Source organism: Nocardioides humilatus (genome assembly GCF_008373755.1).
Taxonomy (GTDB): Bacteria; Actinomycetota; Actinomycetes; order Propionibacteriales; family Nocardioidaceae; genus Nocardioides; species Nocardioides humilatus.
Genome location: NZ_VUJV01000006.1, coordinates 347,733 through 365,316, shown reverse-complemented (window position 1 = coordinate 365,316; position 17,584 = coordinate 347,733). Strand labels below are relative to the sequence as shown.

Sequence of the window (17,584 nt, the reverse complement as noted above, 5' to 3'; positions counted from 1 at the left end):
ACCGGGGCTAGCGGGCCGTGTTCCTCGTCACGGCTGCGCCGCTAGCTAGCGGAGGCCCGCCCGCCGCGGCACGAAGATCGGCACGCCGCGCTCGCCGACGTAGACGTCGAGGATCGCGTGGTTGGCCGTGGTGCCGAGGAAGCTCTGGTTGGCGATGAGCACGCTGCGGCCGGCGAAGGTCATGTTCGACGGGGTGTCGAGCGTCAGGTCACCACCGGTGTCGCCGGTGACCGGCACGGACGGTACCCGCTCGATCTCGTGGAACGTCTCGTCCAGCACGAGCAACTGGTTGCTGCCCGAGCACGCCACGTAGACCCGGCCGGACCGAGCGAAGCTGAAGCCGTCGGGCAGGTCCAACGGCCGCGACTGCCACAGCTTGGTGAGCGTCCGCGGGCCGTGGAGCGGCACCCGGTAGAGCTTGCCCTGGGCGACCGAGCCCTCCCCCAGCCCCAGCGAGCTCTGCTGCATCACGTAGAGCGACTTGCGCTGCGGACCGAGCGCCAGGCCCGCCGTACCGAACTCGACGCCGTCGAGCTTCTTGCTCACCAGCCAGGGCCGGCCGCGGCCACCGCCGGGCGGGATCTTCCAGATGACCGCCTGGCCGTAGTCGGTGACGTAGAGCGCGCCGCCCGGTGCCCACACGGCGTAGTTGGGCACCGCTGACTCGTCGACGAGGTTGGGCGTGCAGCCGTCGCCAGGCAGGCCGAGGTCGCAGGCCGGCAGGTCCCGGAGCCGTGCGTACGTCGACCAGCGACCCGTGTCGGGATCGAGTCGCAGCACCGAGCCGGTGCTCTTCTCGAGGACGATCAACCGGCCGCGGGCGTCGACGGCGGCCACCTGGACGCCGTGGCTGGCCTCAAGGTCCTGGCCGGGCACGGTCCACGACCGCAGCAAGGTGCCGTCGCGCGACCACTCCCGCACGATCGAGGGCAGCGAGTCGCCCCGGAGGTTGGCGTAGGTCCCGGCGTAGACCCGGCCGGCGTGGACGAGGACGTTGGCGGGATAGCCCGGCGACTGCACCGTCGCGAGTACGTCGGTGTCCCAACGCTCCCGCTCGGGGACGGCTCCACCGGCCGCGGGGACCGTCAGGAGTGCGCCGGCGACCAGGGCAGTGACGGCAACGGCCGTCCGTCGTACGGTCCTCACAGCTTGTCGAGCACCTCGCGCGCGGCCCTCTCCCCCGCGCGCACGGCACCGTCCATGAAGCCCGACCAGTAGGTCGAGGTCTCCGTGCCGGCCCAGTGGACGCGGCCGTGCGGCTCGCGGATCGTGTGGCCGTTGGTCGAGATCGCGCCCGGCTTCGGCAGCGCGATCGGGCCACCGGTGGTCCACGGCTCGAGGGTCCAGTCGTGCTCGGTGTATTCGATCGGGTGCAGGGCCTGCTCGCCGAACATCTCGGCGAACCCCTCGAGCACGGCCTTCTTGCGCTCGGCGAGCGGCAGCCGGCCGTACTTCTTCCAGGTCGAGCCGCCGACGAAGGCGAGCAGCACGCCGGGACCGCCGTTGGCCGGGGTGTTGTCGAAGACCGCGCGGGTCGCACCGGCGTTGGCGAGGCCGGAGCCGGTGAGCCCGTCCTCGCGCCAGAACGGCGTCTCGTAGACGGCGTCGCACTTCATCAGGTGGCCCATGGGCATGGCCTCGAGAAGCTTGCGGCGCTTGGTGGGCAGCTGCGGGTGCCACTCGATGTCGAGCACGAGCGGCGGCGGGCAGGCGACGATGACGCGCTTCGCGCGGACGGCGCCACGGTCGGTGTGGACGGTTGCCCAGCCGTCGGCCTGGACGATCTTGCGGACCGGCGCGTTGAGCGCGACGCGGCCGCCGAGCTCGCGCGCCATCCGGATCGGGACGGTCTGGGAGCCGAGCTTGAACCGCGAGTCCTGGGCGCCGTCCTTGGTGCTGGACGAGCGCTCGAAGGTGCCGACGTTGGTCTCGTTGCCGGCGGTCGCGATGAACCACGCCAGGAAGAGCACGGAGACGTTGCCCGCGTCGGAGCCCCAGCTGGGCTGGAAGTAGCACTTCAGCAGGTCGTCGACGTCGGAGACCAGGGACTGATCGGCGACCCAGTCCTTGACCGTGATGGCGTCCCACTCGGCCGCCTTCGGGTGGTCCCAGGGCGCGTCGACCGCGATCTTCTTGGCCATCCCGTCGAGCTTCGACTGCAGCAGGGCGGCGTCGAGCAGGATCGACGGGTCGGGCGGGACGGTGCCCTTGAAGGTCGAGCGCCGCCCGTCCTTGATGTAGACGTTGTCGCCCTCGAGGTACTCCTTGAAGGTCTTCACGCCCAGCTCGTCGGAGAGCTTGAGGATGTGGTCCTGGGTCGGGCCGACGAACGCGCCGCCGGCCTCGATGACGCCACCGGCGCGCAGGTGGTGGTTGAGCACTCGGCCGCCCACGCGGTCGCGCGCCTCGACGACGAGCACCTTGACGCCCTTGGCGGCGAGGTTGCGCGCGGCGGTGAGTCCCGAGATGCCGGCGCCGACGACGACGGCATCGACCTTGTCGGGAAGAGCTCCGCTCGTGGTCGCGGCTGCCGCGGGGCGCCACATGCCGCTGGCGGCGCCGGCCGCTCCCGCTGCTCCTACTGCCAACCCGCCGAGCAGCTCCCGACGACCGATTCCTGCACCCATTCGCAACCCCATGTTCGCCTATCAGGTCATTTGTCCTACTTCCTAACGACGCGCCTCCGCCGGTGTTACGCAGGAGACCCGTAGGCTTGTCTCCAGGCCAAAAAAGGGGGACCCATGGCACGGATGCCGCTGGCGCAGCGACGTCAGCAGCTCGTCGACGCCGCGATCGCCGTACTCACGCGTGACGGGGTGCCCAAGACGACCACCCGGGCGATCGTCGCCGAGGCCGGCACCTCGCTGAGCGTCTTCCACTACTGCTTCGACTCCAAGCAGGAGCTGCTCGACGCGGTGATCAAGGCGCTGGTCAACACCACCGTCGACCTCGCCGAGGCCTCCTTCGAGGCGGGCGCCACGCGCAAGGAGATGGTGCGCGCCGGGCTCGAGGCCTACTGGTCCCACGTCGTGGCCAACCCCGACCACCACCTGCTCACCTACGAGCTGACTCAATACTGCCTGCGCACCCCCGGTTACGCCGAGGTCGCCCGCCAGCAGTACGAGCACTACTCCCACGCGTTCATCGCGCTGCTCGACGGCATCGGCGCCAAGCCGGCGCTGCCGCCCGAGGTGATGGGTCGCTACCTCGCCGCCCTCATCGACGGCATCACGCTCGACTGGCTGGTCCGCCGCGACGACCGCAGCGCGCGCCAGGTCCTCGACCTGATGGCGCAGCAGATCGACGAGGTCATGCTGCTGCCGGAGTCCACCCCAGCCTGAGTCGCAGGTGGGGCGTCAGCCCTCGTCCTCGCTCGCGAACTCCTCGTTGTGGGTGCCGGGGCGCGGCGCCCACGGCAGCTCCTTGGCCGGACGTACGACGACCAGCCGGTCACCGCGCGCGAGCAGGGTCACGACCGGGTCGAAGTAGCGGTAGACCCGCTCGTCACGGACGACCGCGATGACCTGGTCGGGCAGCGACTGCGGCGGCACGCCGACCTCGGCGACGAGCAGCTCGCGCTCGGCGACCTCGAGACCGTCGCCGTAGGTGAGCAGGTCCTCCATGACCGTGCCGAGCGTCGGCGACAGGGCCGACAGACCGAGCAGACGGCCGACCGCGTCGGCGGAGATGATGACCGAGTCGGCGCCGGACTGCCGGATGAGCGGGGCGTTCTCCTGCTCCCGGACGGCCGCGACGATGAACGCGTCGGGGTTGAGCTGGCGCACCGTGAGCGTGGCGAGCACGTTGGTGTCGTCACGGGCGGTGGTGATGATGATCTGGTCGGCCGTCGCGACACCCGCACGGCGCAGGACGTCGCGCCGGGTCGCGTCACCCGTGACCACCGCGAGGTGGTCGGCGTGAGCCTCTGCGAGCGCATCCGGGCTCGGATCGACGACCACCACGTGCTCGCGGTCGAGCCCGTTGTTGACCAGGGTGTCGACGGCACTTCGACCCTTCGTGCCGTAACCGATCACCACGACATGGTGTGACATGTGCTTCCTCCAGCGGGCGATGCGGAACATCTCGCGCCCGCGCTGCGCGAGCACCTCGAGCGTCGTACCGATCAAAAGGACCAGGAACGCGATGCGCGCCGGTGTGATGACGAACGCGTTGACCAGCCGGGCCTGGTCGGAGACCGGCGCGATGTCGCCGTAGCCGGTCGTGCTGAGCGTGACGGTCGTGTAGTAGATCGCGTCGACCACCGACACGTCGCCGAAGGGATCGGCGGCCGTCGCATCACCGGCGTCGCGGTAGCCGGTGTGGTCGATCATCACCAGGAGCACGGTGCCCGCCATGATCGCGAACGCTGCGAGCAGGCGCCGACCCAGCTGCCACCAGGGCGAGCGCGGGCGCTCGGGGAGCGCGATGCGACTCGGCGCCTGGGCGGCGGCGTCCCTCGTCGGTTGATCGTCCACGGCCGTGAATCTATGGCATGTCTTCGACGGTGCCGCGTTCCCTCGCCTGCGCGACCCGGGTGCGCAGCCGCGCGACCAGCTCGCGACGGGCCCTGCTGGTCGCGTCCTGTGGGAAGACGGTGTCGAAGGCGGCGTTGACCGCAGCCCCGATGAGTACGGCGATCGCCACGATGTAGAGCCACAGCAGGACCGCGATCGGGGCGGCCAGCGGGCCGTAGATCGAGCGGGAGTCGGTGGCTGTGACGGTCAGCACCCAGCGCAGCAGGTAGGACCCGAGGATCCACGCCGCCAGCGAGAAGGTCGCGCCGGGGAGGTTGAAGCTCCAGTTGGTCCGCACCGGCACCGACACGTGGTAGAGCGTCGCCAGGAAGCAGATGCAGATGAGGACCACGATCGGCCAGTAGAAGGTCATCAGGAAGTCGGCACGGTTGGGCAACCAGTTGCGCACCAGCGTCGGACCGGCCACGACCAGCGGGATCGAGATCGCCCCGGTGATCAGCGCCAGGATGTAGAGCACGAAGGAGAGCGCCCGGGTCTTGATGATCCCCCGGTGCCCGCCGAGCCCGTGCATGATCGTGATGGTGTCAACGAAGACGTTGAGCGCGCGGGAGCCGGACCAGAGCGCCAGGACGAACCCGAGCGAGATGACGTCGAACCGGCCGCCCTCCAGGACGTCACCCATCGTCGGGACGATCACCCGGTTGACCGCGCGGTCGGTGAGGAACGTCGAGAACAGGTCGACGACAGCCCGTTGGATGTCGTCGACCTGTGCTGCTGTGAAGTTCTCGGAGACGTAGCCGACCGCGCCGGCCAGGGCGAAGACGAGCGGCGGGACGGAGAGGATCGCGAAGAACGCCCCCTCCGCCGCCAGCCCGGTCACTCGGTGCTTGAGGCAGGACCCGACGGTGGTGACGATCAGCCGCCACACCAGGTCCAGGAGGCGCCTCAACGGCGATCTGTCGGCTGCCTCCACGCCGCCAACCGTAGCGTCACACGGGCGCAGGCTCCTGCTCCGCGGCGACCGCCGGACCGTGGTCGTCGACCATCGTGGTCTCGTCGAACGGGTCGTCCCCGGCGAGCACCCGGTCGAGCTGGGCCCGGTCGATGCCACCGGTCCAGGTGCCGATCAGCACTGTCGCCACCGCGTTGCCCGCGAAGTTGGTCAGCGCGCGGCACTCGGACATGAACCGGTCGATCCCGACGATGAGCCCGACCCCGTCGAGCAGCTCGGGCCGGTGCGAGCTGAGCCCGCCGGCGAGGGTCGCCATGCCGGCACCCGTGACGCCCGCGGCACCCTTGGAGGCGAACATCATGAAGAGCAGCAGGGAGACCTGCTCGCCGATCGACAGCGGAGCGCCCATCGCGGTCGCGATGAAGAGGGACGCCATCGTCAGGTAGATGGCCGTGCCGTCGAGGTTGAACGAGTAGCCGGTCGGCACCACGACACCCACGGTCGGCTTGTCGACGCCCGCGTGCTCCATCTTCGCGATCAGTCGCGGCAGCGCCGACTCGGAGGAGGAGGTCGACAGGATCAGCAGGAACTCGCGGCCCAGGTAGCGCAGCAGCGCGAAGATGTTGACGCCGGTCGTCAGCTTGAGCACCGTGCCCAGCACGACGAAGACGAAGAGCGCGCAGGTCACGTAGAAGCCGATCATCAGCACCGCGAGGCTCTTCAGCGCGTCGACACCGGTCTCCCCCACGACGCCGGCGATCGCCCCGAAGGCACCGATCGGCGCGGCCCACATGATCATCGACAGCACGCGGAAGACGAGCCGCTGGATGTGACCGACACCGCGGAGCACCGGCTCGCCACCCGGACCCATCGCCTGCAGGGCGAAGCCGATCAGCAGAGCGATCAGCAGGGTCTGGAGCACCTCGCCCGAGGTGAGTGCCGAGAGCATCGAGTCGGGCACGATGCCGAGGAGCAACTCCGTCGTACTGCCGTGGGCGTCAGCCGCCTGGGCCGCGCCGGCCGACGCGGTCGCCTCGGTGATGTGGAGACCGGAGCCGGGGTGCAGGAGGTTGCCGACCGCGAGGCCGATGCCGAGCGCGACCGTCGACATGACGACGAAGTAGAGGAGCGCCAGCCCGCCGACCTTGCCGACCCGGGCGGCACTGCGCACCGATCCGACGCCGAGGACGATCGTGCAGAAGATGACCGGCTGGATCATCATCTTGATCAGCGCCACGAAGGCCTGACCGAGCGGCTTGAGCTCGACCGCGAACGACGGCGCGATCAGTCCGACGGCGATGCCGGCTGCGACGGCGCCGATCACGGCGAGGTAGAGGTAGTGGGTGCGGTCCCGGCGGGTGGGCCGGTCCTTCCCGGTGGCGGGGGCGGTGGAGGTGTCCATGCGACCGACTGTCCTTGCGGGAGTGACCTGCGTCACCGTTGCGTTCGTTGTGTTCGTGACGCACGCCACACCCCGCGCCTCCCGCTGCGACACAATGGCGCGGTGCGTCGCCATCGGCTCCTCGCCGACCTCTCGGTCGCGCGCCAGGTCCTGCTCCTGCAGGTCGGCGTGGTGGTCGTCCTCGTCGTCGCGGCGATCGGACTGACGGCCTACGACGCCCGGCGCGACGTGCGCGACCACGCGGCCGACCGCGCGGTGGCCGTGGCGGAGTCGGTGGCCGACTCCCCCACCGTGCGCCGCGCCGTGCAGCTCGCCGACCCCGCGGCCATCACCCGGGCGCTGCTGCCCTACGCCGAGCAGGTGCGGGTCGACACCGACACCGACTTCGTGGTCGTCATGGGGCTGGACCGCACCCGCTACACGCACCCCAACCCCGACAACATCGGGAAGCCCTTCGTCGGCGACCTCGGCGGTGCTCCCGAAGGGAAGGTCTTCACCCAGCAGTACACCGGGACGCTCGGGCCATCGGTGCGCGCGGTCGTGCCGGTCCTCGACGGCGACCGCGTCGTCGCGCTCGTGTCCGTCGGGATCGCGGTGAGCGACATCGACCGCGAGCTGCGACGTGACGTGCTGGCGATCCTCGGCGCCGCGCTCGCGGTGCTGGCGATCGGCCTGCTCGGCGCGGCCCTCGTGAGCAAGCGGCTGCGCCGGATGACCCACGGGATGGGCGAGCGAGAGATCGCGCGGATGTATGAGTACTACTCAGCCGTGCTCCACGCCGTCCGCGAAGGCCTGCTGCTGCTCGACCGCGACGGCCGGGTCGAGCTGCTCAACGACGAGGCAAGACGGCTGCTCGACCTGCCCGAGGACGCCGTCGGGCGCCACGTCGGCGACCTCGGCCTGGCCCCCGGGCTGGTCGCGGCCGCGCTCGGGGCCACGGCGGAGACCGACGACCTCTATCTCGCAGGCGACCGGATGCTCGTCGTCTCGACGGCGCCGGCGCTGTGGGAAGGGCGTGAAGTCGGCTCGGTCGTGAGCCTGCGCGACCACACCGAGCTGCGTTCGGTGACCGGCGAGCTCGACCTCGTACGGCGGCTCACCGAGTCGCTCCGGTCGCAGAACCACGAAGCCGCCAACCGGCTCCACACCGTGGTGTCGTTGATCGAGATGGGGCGACCCGACGAGGCCGTCGACTTCGCCACCGAGGAGCTCCAGGTCGCCCAGCTGCTCGCCGACCGCGTCGTCGGCGCCGTCGACGACCCCGTCGTCGCAGCGCTGCTCCTCGGCAAGTCCGCTGAGGCGGCTGAGCGCGGGATCGACCTGGAGATCACCGGGTCCGTCACGAGCACCGGCGACCTGCCGAACCGCGATCTCGTGACCGTCATCGGCAACCTCGTCGACAACGCCTTCGACGCGGTCGCCGACGCCGCTGATCGCCAAGTGCGCGTCCGGGTGACCGGAGGCGACGGCGCGCTCACGGTCCAGGTCGACGACAGCGGCGCGGGCCTCGACGACGACGCTGCGGCCAACGTGCTCGAGCGCGGGTGGACGACCAAGGCCGCACCTGGTGCCGGCCGAGGACTCGGGCTGGCGCTCGTCGTACAGGTCGCGCGCCGGCACGGCGGATCCGTCGACGTCGACCGCTCCGACCTCGGCGGTGCCCGGTTCACCGTGGTCCTCCGCCCCGAGGTGACGCCATGACCGTGCGGGTGCTCGTCGTCGAGGACGAGGTGCGAGCGGCGGAGGCCCATGCGTCGTACGTCGCCCGGGTGCCCGGGTTCGTCGTCGCCGGTGTCGCCCACTCGATCGCCGACACGATGCGGCTGCTCGACAGCGAGCGCACGCAGGGTCGCCCGGTCGACCTGCTGCTGCTCGACATGCACCTGCCCGACGGGCACGGCCTCGGCCTGCTGACGGGCGTGCGCTCGGCCGGCCACTTGTGCGACGTCATCGCCGTGACCGCCGCCCGCGACACCGACGTGGTCCGCCACGCCGTCGCCCAGGGCGTCGTGCTCTACCTGCTGAAGCCGTTCACGTTCGCGACCTTCCGCACCAAGTTGGAGCAGTACGCCGCCTACCGCGACTCGCTCGCCGCCGCCCCGCGCGAGGTGGTCCAGGACGAGGTCGACCGGCTACTCGGCTCACTGCGGCCGACCGGCACCACACCGCTCCCCAAAGGCATGAGCGCCGAGACCCTCCGCGACGTCACCACCGCGGTGCGTGCCGCTCTCGACGGTCTGTCTGCCAGCGAGGCAGCCGCCGCGGTCGGGATCTCCCGGGTCACCGCCCGTCGCTACCTCGAGCACCTCGCCGCCACCGGCCTGACCGACCGCCAACCCCGCTACGGCGGCTCCGGCGGTCGCCCCGAGGTGGCCTACCGCTGGCGCTGACCGCGGCCGAGGAGGTTGTCCACAGGCGCGACCTGCACCGGTCGCGTGGCGCCCCCATTTCGACCACGATCGCGCCATGACGACTTCTTCTCGGGAGCCCTTCCGCCCCACCCTCAAGACTGATGGCGACGTCACGGCGAAACTGCTGCCCCGCTCCGCGTGAACGACCTCGATCCGATAGAGGTCCTCCTCCAACTCGGAGGAGTCGCTTCGAGTGGGCAGCTACTCCGGTTCGTGAGCCGTTCGGCGCTGGACAAGGCAATCCTCGACGGAAAGGTCGCCCGGGTGGCGCGAGGTCGCTACGTGGTCGCCGCTGCGGACGAGGCCATCCGTACGGCCTATCAGGTCAGTGGCGTGCTCTGCCTGACCAGCGCGGCGCTCTTCCACGGTTGGGCCGTCAAGCAGGTGCCGGAGCTCCCCGACGTGTCGTTCAGGCGCAACCGCAAGCTGACCGATGCCCAGCTGCGCGTCGTCCGCCCACACCGCCACGACCTCGCGCCGGACGACGTCGTCCGCGGGATCGCAACGAGCAAGGAGGTCACCCTCCTGCAGTGTCTGCGATCGCTCCCTGACGATGAGGCTCTGGCGATCGCCGACTCGGCAGCGCGAGCGGGCGAGCTGGCCGCCCTGGCGCGCGTCCGCGCGATGGCGACGGGTCGCGGGGCGGCACGGGTCCGAGCAAAGGTGGACGAGGCCCGCGCCGATCCGGCGAACGCGTTCGAGTCGGTCCTTCGCTCGATCGCGAACTCGGTCGAAGGCTTGCGCGTGGAACCGCAGCGGTGGATCACCTCGGTGCAGCCGTGGGCCCGGCCCGACCTGGTCGACGAGGACCTGCGCATCGTGCTCGAGGCCGACTCCTTCGAGTGGCACGGCGATCGTGCGGCCCTCAGGCGCGATGCCCGGCGCTACGACCTACTGACCGTGGACGGCTGGATCGTCCTGCGATTCGCCTGGGAGGACGTCATGTTCGACCAGGACTTCGTGCGGGCAGTGCTGGTCGCCGCGGTGGAACTTGCAAACGGACGTACCAAAGTAGTCTGCGCAACGTGCGGCGCCGCGTGAGCGCCGAGCGAAATCAGACTTTGGTACGTCCGTTTGCAGGTGGTCAGGCGAGCTCGAGGCCCGGGTAGAGCGGGTGCTTGTCGAGGAGCTCGGCGGAGGCGTCCTTGACCTTGTCGGCCACACCCTCGGCGAGGACGTACGACGCCTTGGACGGGTCGCCTGCCTTGGTGGTGCCCGGCGTGGTGTTCTGCAGGACGTGGACGATCAGCTCGGCGACGCGGTCGAACTCGTCGTGGCCGAAGCCGCGGGTCGTGAGCGCGGGGGTGCCGAGGCGGACGCCGGAGGTGTACCAGGCGCCGTTGGGGTCGGAGGGCACCGAGTTGCGGTTGGTGACGACGCCCGCGTCGAGCAGCGCCGACTCCGCCTGGCGACCGGTGAGGCCGAAGGACGTGACGTCGAGGAGCACGATGTGGTTGTCGGTGCCACCGGTGACGAGCTTGGCGTCGCGGCTGAGGAAGCCCTCGGCGAGCGACTTGGCGTTGTCGGCGACCTGCTGCGAGTAGGTCTTGAACGCGTCGGTGCGCGCCTCGGCGAAGGCGACGGCCTTCGCGGCCATCACGTGCGAGAGCGGGCCACCGAGGACCATCGGGCAGCCGCGGTCGACGCTGGGGGCGTACTCCTCCGTCGCGAGGATGAAGCCACCGCGCGGTCCGCGCAGCGACTTGTGCGAGGTGCTGGTCACGACGTGGGCGTGGGGCACCGGGTCCTCGTCGCCGGTGAAGACCTTGCCGGCCACCAGACCCGCGAAGTGGGCCATGTCGACCATGAGGGTCGCGCCGACCTCGTCGGCGATCTCGCGCATCTTGGCGAAGTTCACGCGGCGCGGGTAGGCGGAGTAGCCGGCCACCAGGATGAGCGGCTTGAACTCCTTGGCCTTCGCGCGGAGGGCGTCGTAGTCGAGCAGGCCCGTCTCCGGGTCGGTGCCGTACTGCTGCTGGTGGAACATCTTGCCGCTGATGTTGGGGCGGAACCCGTGGGTCAGGTGACCGCCGGAGTCCAGGCTCATGCCGAGCAGCCGCTGGTTGCCCAGCTCGTGGCGGAGCTTCTCCCAGTCGGCGTCGCTGAGCTCGTTCATGTTCTTGACGCCGGCGTTGTCGAGCCACGGGCCCTCGACGCGGTGGGCCAGGATCGCCCAGTAGGCGGTCAGGTTGGCGTCGATGCCGGAGTGCGGCTGGACGTAGGCGTACTCGGCACCGAACAGCTCACGGGCGTGCTCGGCGGCGAGCGACTCGACGGTGTCGACGTTCTGGCAGCCGGCGTAGAACCGGTGACCGACCGTGCCCTCGGCGTACTTGTCGCTGAACCAGGTGCCCATCGTCATGAGGACGGCCGGCGAGGCGTAGTTCTCGCTCGCGATGAGCTTCAGGGAGGCCCGCTGGTCGGCGAGCTCCTTGCGCGTGGCTTCGGCGATGCGCGGCTCGACGGAGGCGATCACCTCCAGGGCCTGGCTGTAGGCGCTGCTGACGAGGCTGCTGGAGACCGGGTCGCTCATGCGGAAGATCGTAGGGCGCAAGGACGTTGAGATCACCGTGACCCCTCCCGTTCGGCACGGCGCCGCGTGTGACCTGCGTCGCACGCCCCGCGTTCAGGCGGGGGAAACAGCCCCAAGCCGTCCAAATCACGAGACTTCGGTCCACATCATGAGATCCCGAGTTGTGGACCGGCAGTCCGAGGACTGAGACTGATTGACATGGTCTCTGCTGCAACCCACGCCTACCTCGTGGTACGTCGCCACGTGGACTTCGGGCGCACCCGCAGCATGATGTGTTGGCCCCGCTGATTCGCATCGTTACCCGACCTCAGCCGCGCGCCTCCCGCGCCCATCAGCGAAGGACCTTCTAGAACCATGGCCGACCTGCGCTTCGACTCCCAGCCACCGAAGCACACCGACGTTCCGCGTCCCCGCCGCGCCGAGGGCCAGTGGTCGTTCGGCTACCGCGAGCCTCTCAACAAGAACGAAGAGAGCAAGAAGAACGACGACCCGCTCAACGTGCGGGACCGGATCCTCTACACCTACTCCAAGCGCGGCTTCGACTCGATCGACCCCGCCGACCTCCGCGGCCGGTTCCGCTGGCTGGGCCTCTACACCCAGCGCAAGCCCGGCATCGACGGCGGGAAGACCGGAGCCCTCGAAGAGGAGGAGCTGGACGACCGCTACTTCATGCTGCGGGTCCGCTCCGACGGCAAGCTGCTCTCCCCCGCCGCGGTCCGTGCGCTCGGCACGATCGGCGTCGACTACGCGCGGGACACCGCCGACGTCACCGACCGGGAGAACATCCAGTACCACTGGATCGACATCAAGGACGTCCCCTCGATCTGGGAGCGCCTCGACGAGGTCGGTCTCCACTCGATGGAGGCGTGCGGCGACTCGCCGCGGCCGTTCCTCGGCTCGCCGGTCGCCGGCGTCGCTGTCGACGAGATCATCGACGGCACCTCCGCTCTGGCGGAGATCGAGCGGCGCTACCTCAACAACAAGGACTTCTCGAACCTCCCCCGGAAGTTCAAGACCGCGCTGACCGGCCACCCGAGCCAGGACGTCTCGCCGGAGACCAACGACGTCTCGTTCGTCGGTTCGGTCCACCCCGAGCACGGCCCCGGCTTCGACGTCTGGGTCGGCGGCGGCCTGTCCACCAACCCGATGCTCGCGCAGAAGATGGGCGTCTGGATCCCGCTCGAGGACGTCCCCGACGTCTGGGAGGGCGTAGCCAGCATCTTCCGCGACTACGGCTACCGCCGCCTCCGCTCGCGGGCCCGCCTGAAGTTCCTCGTCGCTGACTGGGGCATCGAGAAGTTCCAGGAGGTCCTCGAGAACGAGTACCTCGGCAAGAAGCTGGTCAACCTCGAGTCGCCGGCCTCGCCCGTGGGTCACCGCGACCACATCGGCGTGCACGCCCAGAAGGACGGCAAGTCCTACATCGGTGTCGCCCCGAGCGTCGGTCGCGTGTCCGGCACCCTGCTGGTGCAGCTGGCCGACCTGCTCGAGGAGTACGGCGTCGCGGGAGCCCGCCTCACGCCGTACCAGAAGATCGTGCTGATCGGCGTCGACAACGACAAGGTCGAGGCGCTGATCGAGCGGCTCGACGAGATCGGTCTCTCGGCCCGTCCGTCCAACTGGCGCCGCAACACGATGGCCTGCACCGGCATCGAGTTCTGCAAGCTCGCGATCGTCGACACCAAGGAGCGCGCGCGCTCGCTGGTGACCGAGCTCGAGCGCCGCTTCCCGACGCTCGACACCCCGATCACGGTCAACGTCAACGGCTGCCCCAACGCTTGCGCCCGCACCCAGGTCGCCGACTTCGGCCTCAAGGGTCAGCTCGTCCTCGACGACGAGGGCCAGCAGGTGGAGGGCTTCCAGGTGCACCTCGGCGGTGCGACCGGCCTGGGCGCCAACTTCGGCCGCAAGCTGCGCGCCCACAAGGTGACCAGCGAGGGCCTCGACGACTACGTCAGCAACGTGGTGACCAACTACCTGGTCGACCGCAAGGAAGACGAGATCTTCGCCGACTGGGTCGCTCGCGCCGACGAAGAGCTCTTGCGGGGCGACAAGGCCCTCCAGTCAGCGGAGCCGGTCTCATGACCGAGCGCGCAGTGCCGTTCCACTGCCCCTTCTGCGGCGAGGGTGACCTCTGGCCGCACGAGGCGACCGCTGGGTCGTGGGAGTGCCGGTCGTGCCTGCGCGCGTTCTCCATCAAGCTGCTTGGTCTGCTCCGCCCGGGAGGTGGTTCGCAATGAGCGTCTCCACCGCCAAGGCGCGCCTCGCCCGAGGCGTCGAGACCGCGGGCCGCTCCCCGGAGGAGCTGCGCGAGCTGGTGTCCCACTGGGGCGCCGAGCTCGAGCTCGCCCCGGCCGAGGTGATCATCGAGTGGGCTGCCGCGACGTTCGGCGAACGCTTCTGCATCACCTCCTCGATGGGCGACGCCCTGCTCGCCCACCTCGCCTCCAAGGTCGTGCCCGGGATCGACGTCGTGTTCCTCGACACCGGCTACCACTTCGCCGAGACCATGGGCACGGCTGACGCGGTCAAGCACACGCTTCCGGTCAACCTCTTGTCGATCACGCCCGTGCAGAGCGTGGCCGAGCAGGATGCCGAATACGGCAAGGACCTCTACAAGCGCGACCCCGACCTGTGCTGCAAGCTGCGCAAGGTCATCCCCCTGCAGGAGTCCCTCTCGCACTACGACGCCTGGGCCACTGGCCTGCGGCGGGCCGAGACCCACAACCGGGTCATCGCCCCCGTCATCGGCTGGGACGCCAAGAAGGGCAAGGTCAAGGTTTCTCCGCTGGCTCGTTGGACCGACGAGCAGGTGGAGCGCTACATCGCGGACAACGGCGTCCTCGTCAACCCCCTCGTGTACGACGGCTATCCCTCGATCGGGTGCTGGCCGTGCACACGCCGCGTAGCCCCAGGCGAGGACCCTCGCAGTGGACGCTGGGCCGGCACCAACAAGACCGAGTGCGGGATCCACTCGTGACGTCTGACTCCCCCATGACTCGCCCGTTCCCCCGCACCAACTGAGAGGAGACCGCTGCAATGGCCGCTCCTGCACTGGTCGCCCTGGCTCACGGAAGCCGGGACGCCCGTTCCTCCGCGACGATCACCGCGCTGGTCGACGAGGTCAAGGCACTGCGCCCTGACCTCCGGATCGAGAAGGCGTTCCTCGAGCTCGCCAAGCCGAACTTCCACACGGTCGTCGACAAGCTGGTTCGCGCCGGTTACGACGAGATCGTCGTCGTACCGCTACTGCTCAACGAGGCCTTCCACGCCAAGGTCGACGTGCCCGAGGTGATCGCCGAGGCGACCACCCGGCACCCGGGTCTGCAGATCCGCGCGACCGAGGTCCTCGGTCTCGAGGCGCGCTTCCTCGAGGTGCTCGACGAGCGGATGCGCGAGGCTCTCAAGTCCGCGCGGATCCGTGAGCTCGACGCGCTCGTGCTGGCTGCCGCCGGCTCGACCGACCCGTTGGCCAACCAGGCCGTCGCTCGGCTGGCCCGGGTCTGGGGTGCTCACCACAAGCTCCCCGTCACCGCGGCCTACGCCGCGGCCGCTCCGCCGGCCACCGGCGAGGCGGTGCGCGCGTTCCGCGCCGAGGGTCGCCGCCACATCGCGGTCGCCTCGCTCTTCCTCGCGCCGGGCAGCCTGCTCGACCGCGCGACCGAGCTGGCGCTCGAGGCGGGAGCCGTCGCGGTGTCCGAGCCGCTGGGTGCCCACCCGGAGATCGCGCGGACCGTCCTCGCGCGCTACGCCGTGGGGGCTGTGGAGCTCGTCCCGGTCTAACCGACCAACCGACTGAACAAGTGGTCCAGCTCCCGAGCCGGATCCGCGGTGAGACCACCGTGAACCGGCCCGGGCTGGACCACTGTCGATTTCGGTGCTTTCACGAAACCGAACCGTTGGGTCAGCGGCTTGTCGGACACCGCTCCCCCGCGTTCGTCACCGGCGCACACGCCGTCGACGAACGTCAGTGCGTCACAGACCCGGTCGACGTCAAGGGTCGGGTCGACGGCCCGTAGGCGATCGGGGTCGCAGTGCCAGGTGACGGCGAGGAAGTCCGCGGCCTGGCAGTAGAGCACCACGCCGACGTTGACGAACTCCTCGCGGTCGACGCGCGGCACACAGCGCAGAACGACGTACTGATAGGGCATCACGCTCATGCGACACCCTCGATCGGGAGCCACTGGCGGGTCGCCAGGCGTGCGCTCAGGAAGTCGACGTACGCCGACCGCAGGTCGTCGGCCGTCTCTGCTCCCGAGACCGGCTCGAGCCAGGTGTCGGGCACGCGCGCGACCGCTGCAACCAGGTCGTCCTCGGTGAGGCTTGCGGTGATCTCGGCGTCGGCGGCCGGGAGCGCGGTGCGATAGGCGCCCAACACGTGGTCGGAGGAGTCCCACGGCTGGCGGGCGAAGCGCTCGGGATCGGTCACGCCGCCGCTCCACGCGTGGTGGAAGTAGAGCGCCGCCCCGTGGTCGATCACCCAGAGGTCGTCATGCCAGAGCAGCAGGTTGGGGTTGCGCCACGAGCGGTCGACGTTGGCGCAGAAGGCGTCGAGCCAGAGGACCTTTGCGGCGATCGCAGCGTGCGGGGCGAGGTCGCCGTCGTGGCCGAACGCGCCCGGGAGGAAGTCGATGCCGAGGTTGAGCCCGACGCTGGCGCGCAGCAGGTCCTGGACCTCCTCGTCGGCCTCGTAGCGCGCGAGGTCGGCACCGAGGTCGAGCACGACCTGCCGCGGGGTCTGCAGCCCGATCCGCTCGGCGAGGCCGGCGACGATCACCTCGGCGACGAGGACCCGGAGACCTTGCCCAGCGCCACGGAACTTGCAGACGTAGGTGCCGAGGTCGTCGGCCTCGACGATGCCGGGCAGGCTGCCGCCCTCGCGCAGCGGCGTGACGTAGCGGGTCACCGCGACCGTGGGCAGTGTCGTGTCCGTTCGGGTCATCCGATCGGGTCCTCGTCGACCAGTCGCTGCTCCTCGACGGCGACGTCGAAATCGGCCGCGGGCCACTCCAGCGCCATCGCCTGGAGCCCCACCAAGAGCAGCTCTCCGATAGCGAGGTTGCGGTACCACTTCCTGTCGGCCGGGATCACGTGCCACGGTGCGACCTCGGTGTGGGTGCGCTCGATGGCGATCTCGTAGGCCTCCTGATAGGCGGGCCACAGCTGTCGCTCGTCGACGTCGCCGGGGTTGTACTTCCAGTACTTCGTCGGGTCGTCGAGCCGGGCCAGAAGCCGTTCCTTCTGCTCGTCCGCGGAGATGTGGAGCATGCACTTCACGACGCGCGTGCCCTTGCTCACGAGGTCGGCCTCGAACTCGTTGATCGCCTGGTAGCGGCGCTCGATCTCCTCGGCCGGAGCGAGCTCGCGGACGCGTGCGATGAGCACGTCCTCGTAGTGCGACCGGTCGAAGACGCCGACGTAGCCCGGCGACGGCAGCGCGTTGGTGATGCGCCACAGGAAGTCGTGGGAGCGCTCCTCCTCGCTGGGCGCCTTGAACGAGGTGATCCGCACGCCCTGGGGGTCCATCAGTCCGACGGTGGAGCGCAGGGTGCCGCCCTTGCCCGACGTGTCCATCCCCTGGAGGACGAGCAGCAGGCTGCGGGCGCCGCCGGACTTGCCCTCGGCGAAGAGCCGCTCCTGGAGCTCGGAGAGCTCGTCGCCCAGGCTGAGCAGCGCCGCCTCTCCCGCCTCCTTGTCCGCATCGAAGCCGGGGGTCGCGTCGGTGGCGATCGCGGACAGGTCGACGGGACCGGTCGCGACGCGCAGGGCGGCGACCAGCTCGGCGGTATCGGTCGCGGGGTCGGTCATGGT

The 17,584-nt window shown here is 70.0% G+C and carries 17 protein-coding genes; 8 read left to right on the top strand and 9 right to left on the bottom strand.

Going from position 1 to position 17,584, the window contains the following annotated elements; genetic code table 11:
• Positions 1-45: 45 nt before the first annotated feature.
• Positions 46-1,146, bottom strand: coding sequence for an SMP-30/gluconolactonase/LRE family protein (locus F0U44_RS17980; protein WP_149729731.1), 1,101 nt, complete (start codon positions 1,144-1,146; stop codon positions 46-48).
• Entirely contained in the window at positions 1,143-2,627 is a 1,485-nt protein-coding gene (locus F0U44_RS17975; RefSeq protein ID WP_281292651.1) for a flavin monoamine oxidase family protein, read from the bottom strand. The genes F0U44_RS17980 and F0U44_RS17975 overlap by 4 nt, the downstream gene beginning before the upstream one ends.
• Before the next feature lie 114 nt (positions 2,628-2,741).
• Between F0U44_RS17975 and F0U44_RS17970 the strand changes: the two genes are divergently transcribed.
• Entirely contained in the window at positions 2,742-3,341 is a 600-nt protein-coding gene (locus F0U44_RS17970) for a TetR/AcrR family transcriptional regulator (protein WP_149729730.1), read from the top strand.
• A 15-nt stretch (positions 3,342-3,356) separates the two neighbouring features.
• Here F0U44_RS17970 and F0U44_RS17965 read toward each other — a convergent pair whose 3' ends face one another.
• The 3 genes from F0U44_RS17965 to F0U44_RS17955 are packed head-to-tail and all read right to left on the bottom strand — an operon-like array spanning position 3,357 to position 6,829.
• Positions 3,357-4,475, bottom strand: a complete 1,119-nt coding sequence (locus tag F0U44_RS17965; protein ID WP_246160608.1) for a potassium channel family protein — start codon at positions 4,473-4,475, stop codon at positions 3,357-3,359.
• A 10-nt stretch (positions 4,476-4,485) separates the two neighbouring features.
• A complete protein-coding gene (locus tag F0U44_RS17960) occupies positions 4,486-5,448 on the bottom strand; it encodes a YihY/virulence factor BrkB family protein (RefSeq protein WP_246160605.1) in 963 nt (320 codons plus the stop codon).
• Positions 5,449-5,464: 16 nt separating this feature from the next.
• Positions 5,465-6,829, bottom strand: a complete 1,365-nt coding sequence (locus F0U44_RS17955) for a cation:dicarboxylate symporter family transporter (protein ID WP_149729729.1) — start codon at positions 6,827-6,829, stop codon at positions 5,465-5,467.
• Positions 6,830-6,931: 102 nt separating this feature from the next.
• Between F0U44_RS17955 and F0U44_RS17950 the strand changes: the two genes are divergently transcribed.
• From F0U44_RS17950 to F0U44_RS17940, 3 genes are all read left to right on the top strand, one after another.
• Complete coding sequence (locus F0U44_RS17950) at positions 6,932-8,530, top strand: sensor histidine kinase (RefSeq protein ID WP_246160604.1); 1,599 nt, start codon at positions 6,932-6,934, stop codon at positions 8,528-8,530.
• Entirely contained in the window at positions 8,527-9,219 is a 693-nt protein-coding gene (locus F0U44_RS17945; protein ID WP_149729728.1) for a response regulator, read from the top strand. The genes F0U44_RS17950 and F0U44_RS17945 overlap by 4 nt, the downstream gene beginning before the upstream one ends.
• 234 nt (positions 9,220-9,453) lie before the next feature.
• Entirely contained in the window at positions 9,454-10,281 is an 828-nt protein-coding gene (locus F0U44_RS17940) for a DUF559 domain-containing protein (protein ID WP_149729727.1), read from the top strand.
• 43 nt (positions 10,282-10,324) lie between these two features.
• Here the strand turns inward: F0U44_RS17940 and F0U44_RS17935 are convergent, their stop codons facing one another.
• Positions 10,325-11,773, bottom strand: a complete 1,449-nt coding sequence (locus F0U44_RS17935; protein ID WP_149729726.1) for a glycine hydroxymethyltransferase — start codon at positions 11,771-11,773, stop codon at positions 10,325-10,327.
• A 354-nt stretch (positions 11,774-12,127) separates the two neighbouring features.
• Between F0U44_RS17935 and F0U44_RS17930 the strand changes: the two genes are divergently transcribed.
• The 4 genes from F0U44_RS17930 to F0U44_RS17920 are packed head-to-tail and all read left to right on the top strand — an operon-like array spanning position 12,128 to position 15,556.
• On the top strand, positions 12,128-13,858 hold the full coding sequence (locus F0U44_RS17930; protein WP_149729725.1) for a nitrite/sulfite reductase: 1,731 nt from the start codon (positions 12,128-12,130) through the stop codon (positions 13,856-13,858).
• Positions 13,855-14,013, top strand: coding sequence for a hypothetical protein (locus F0U44_RS23090; RefSeq protein ID WP_188113544.1), 159 nt, complete (start codon positions 13,855-13,857; stop codon positions 14,011-14,013). Before F0U44_RS17930 ends, F0U44_RS23090 begins: the two co-directional genes overlap by 4 nt.
• The gene (locus tag F0U44_RS17925; protein ID WP_149729724.1) at positions 14,010-14,753 is read left to right on the top strand and encodes a phosphoadenylyl-sulfate reductase; all 744 of its coding nucleotides are present in this window, start codon (positions 14,010-14,012) and stop codon (positions 14,751-14,753) included. Before F0U44_RS23090 ends, F0U44_RS17925 begins: the two co-directional genes overlap by 4 nt.
• Before the next feature lie 59 nt (positions 14,754-14,812).
• Positions 14,813-15,556 carry a sirohydrochlorin chelatase gene (locus tag F0U44_RS17920; RefSeq protein WP_149729723.1) on the top strand — a complete coding sequence of 248 codons (744 nt, stop codon included), beginning with the start codon at positions 14,813-14,815 and terminating at the stop codon, positions 15,554-15,556.
• Here the strand turns inward: F0U44_RS17920 and F0U44_RS17915 are convergent.
• The 3 genes from F0U44_RS17915 to F0U44_RS17905 are packed head-to-tail and all read right to left on the bottom strand — an operon-like array spanning position 15,553 to position 17,581.
• Positions 15,553-15,933, bottom strand: a complete 381-nt coding sequence (locus F0U44_RS17915; RefSeq protein ID WP_149729722.1) for a DUF3037 domain-containing protein — start codon at positions 15,931-15,933, stop codon at positions 15,553-15,555. The genes F0U44_RS17920 and F0U44_RS17915 overlap by 4 nt on opposite strands.
• On the bottom strand, positions 15,930-16,715 hold the full coding sequence (locus F0U44_RS17910) for a HipA family kinase (RefSeq protein ID WP_149729721.1): 786 nt from the start codon (positions 16,713-16,715) through the stop codon (positions 15,930-15,932). The genes F0U44_RS17915 and F0U44_RS17910 overlap by 4 nt, the downstream gene beginning before the upstream one ends.
• Entirely contained in the window at positions 16,712-17,581 is an 870-nt protein-coding gene (locus F0U44_RS17905) for a polyphosphate kinase 2 family protein (RefSeq protein WP_149729720.1), read from the bottom strand. Before F0U44_RS17905 ends, F0U44_RS17910 begins: the two co-directional genes overlap by 4 nt.
• Between the last annotated feature and the right edge of the window lie 3 nt (positions 17,582-17,584).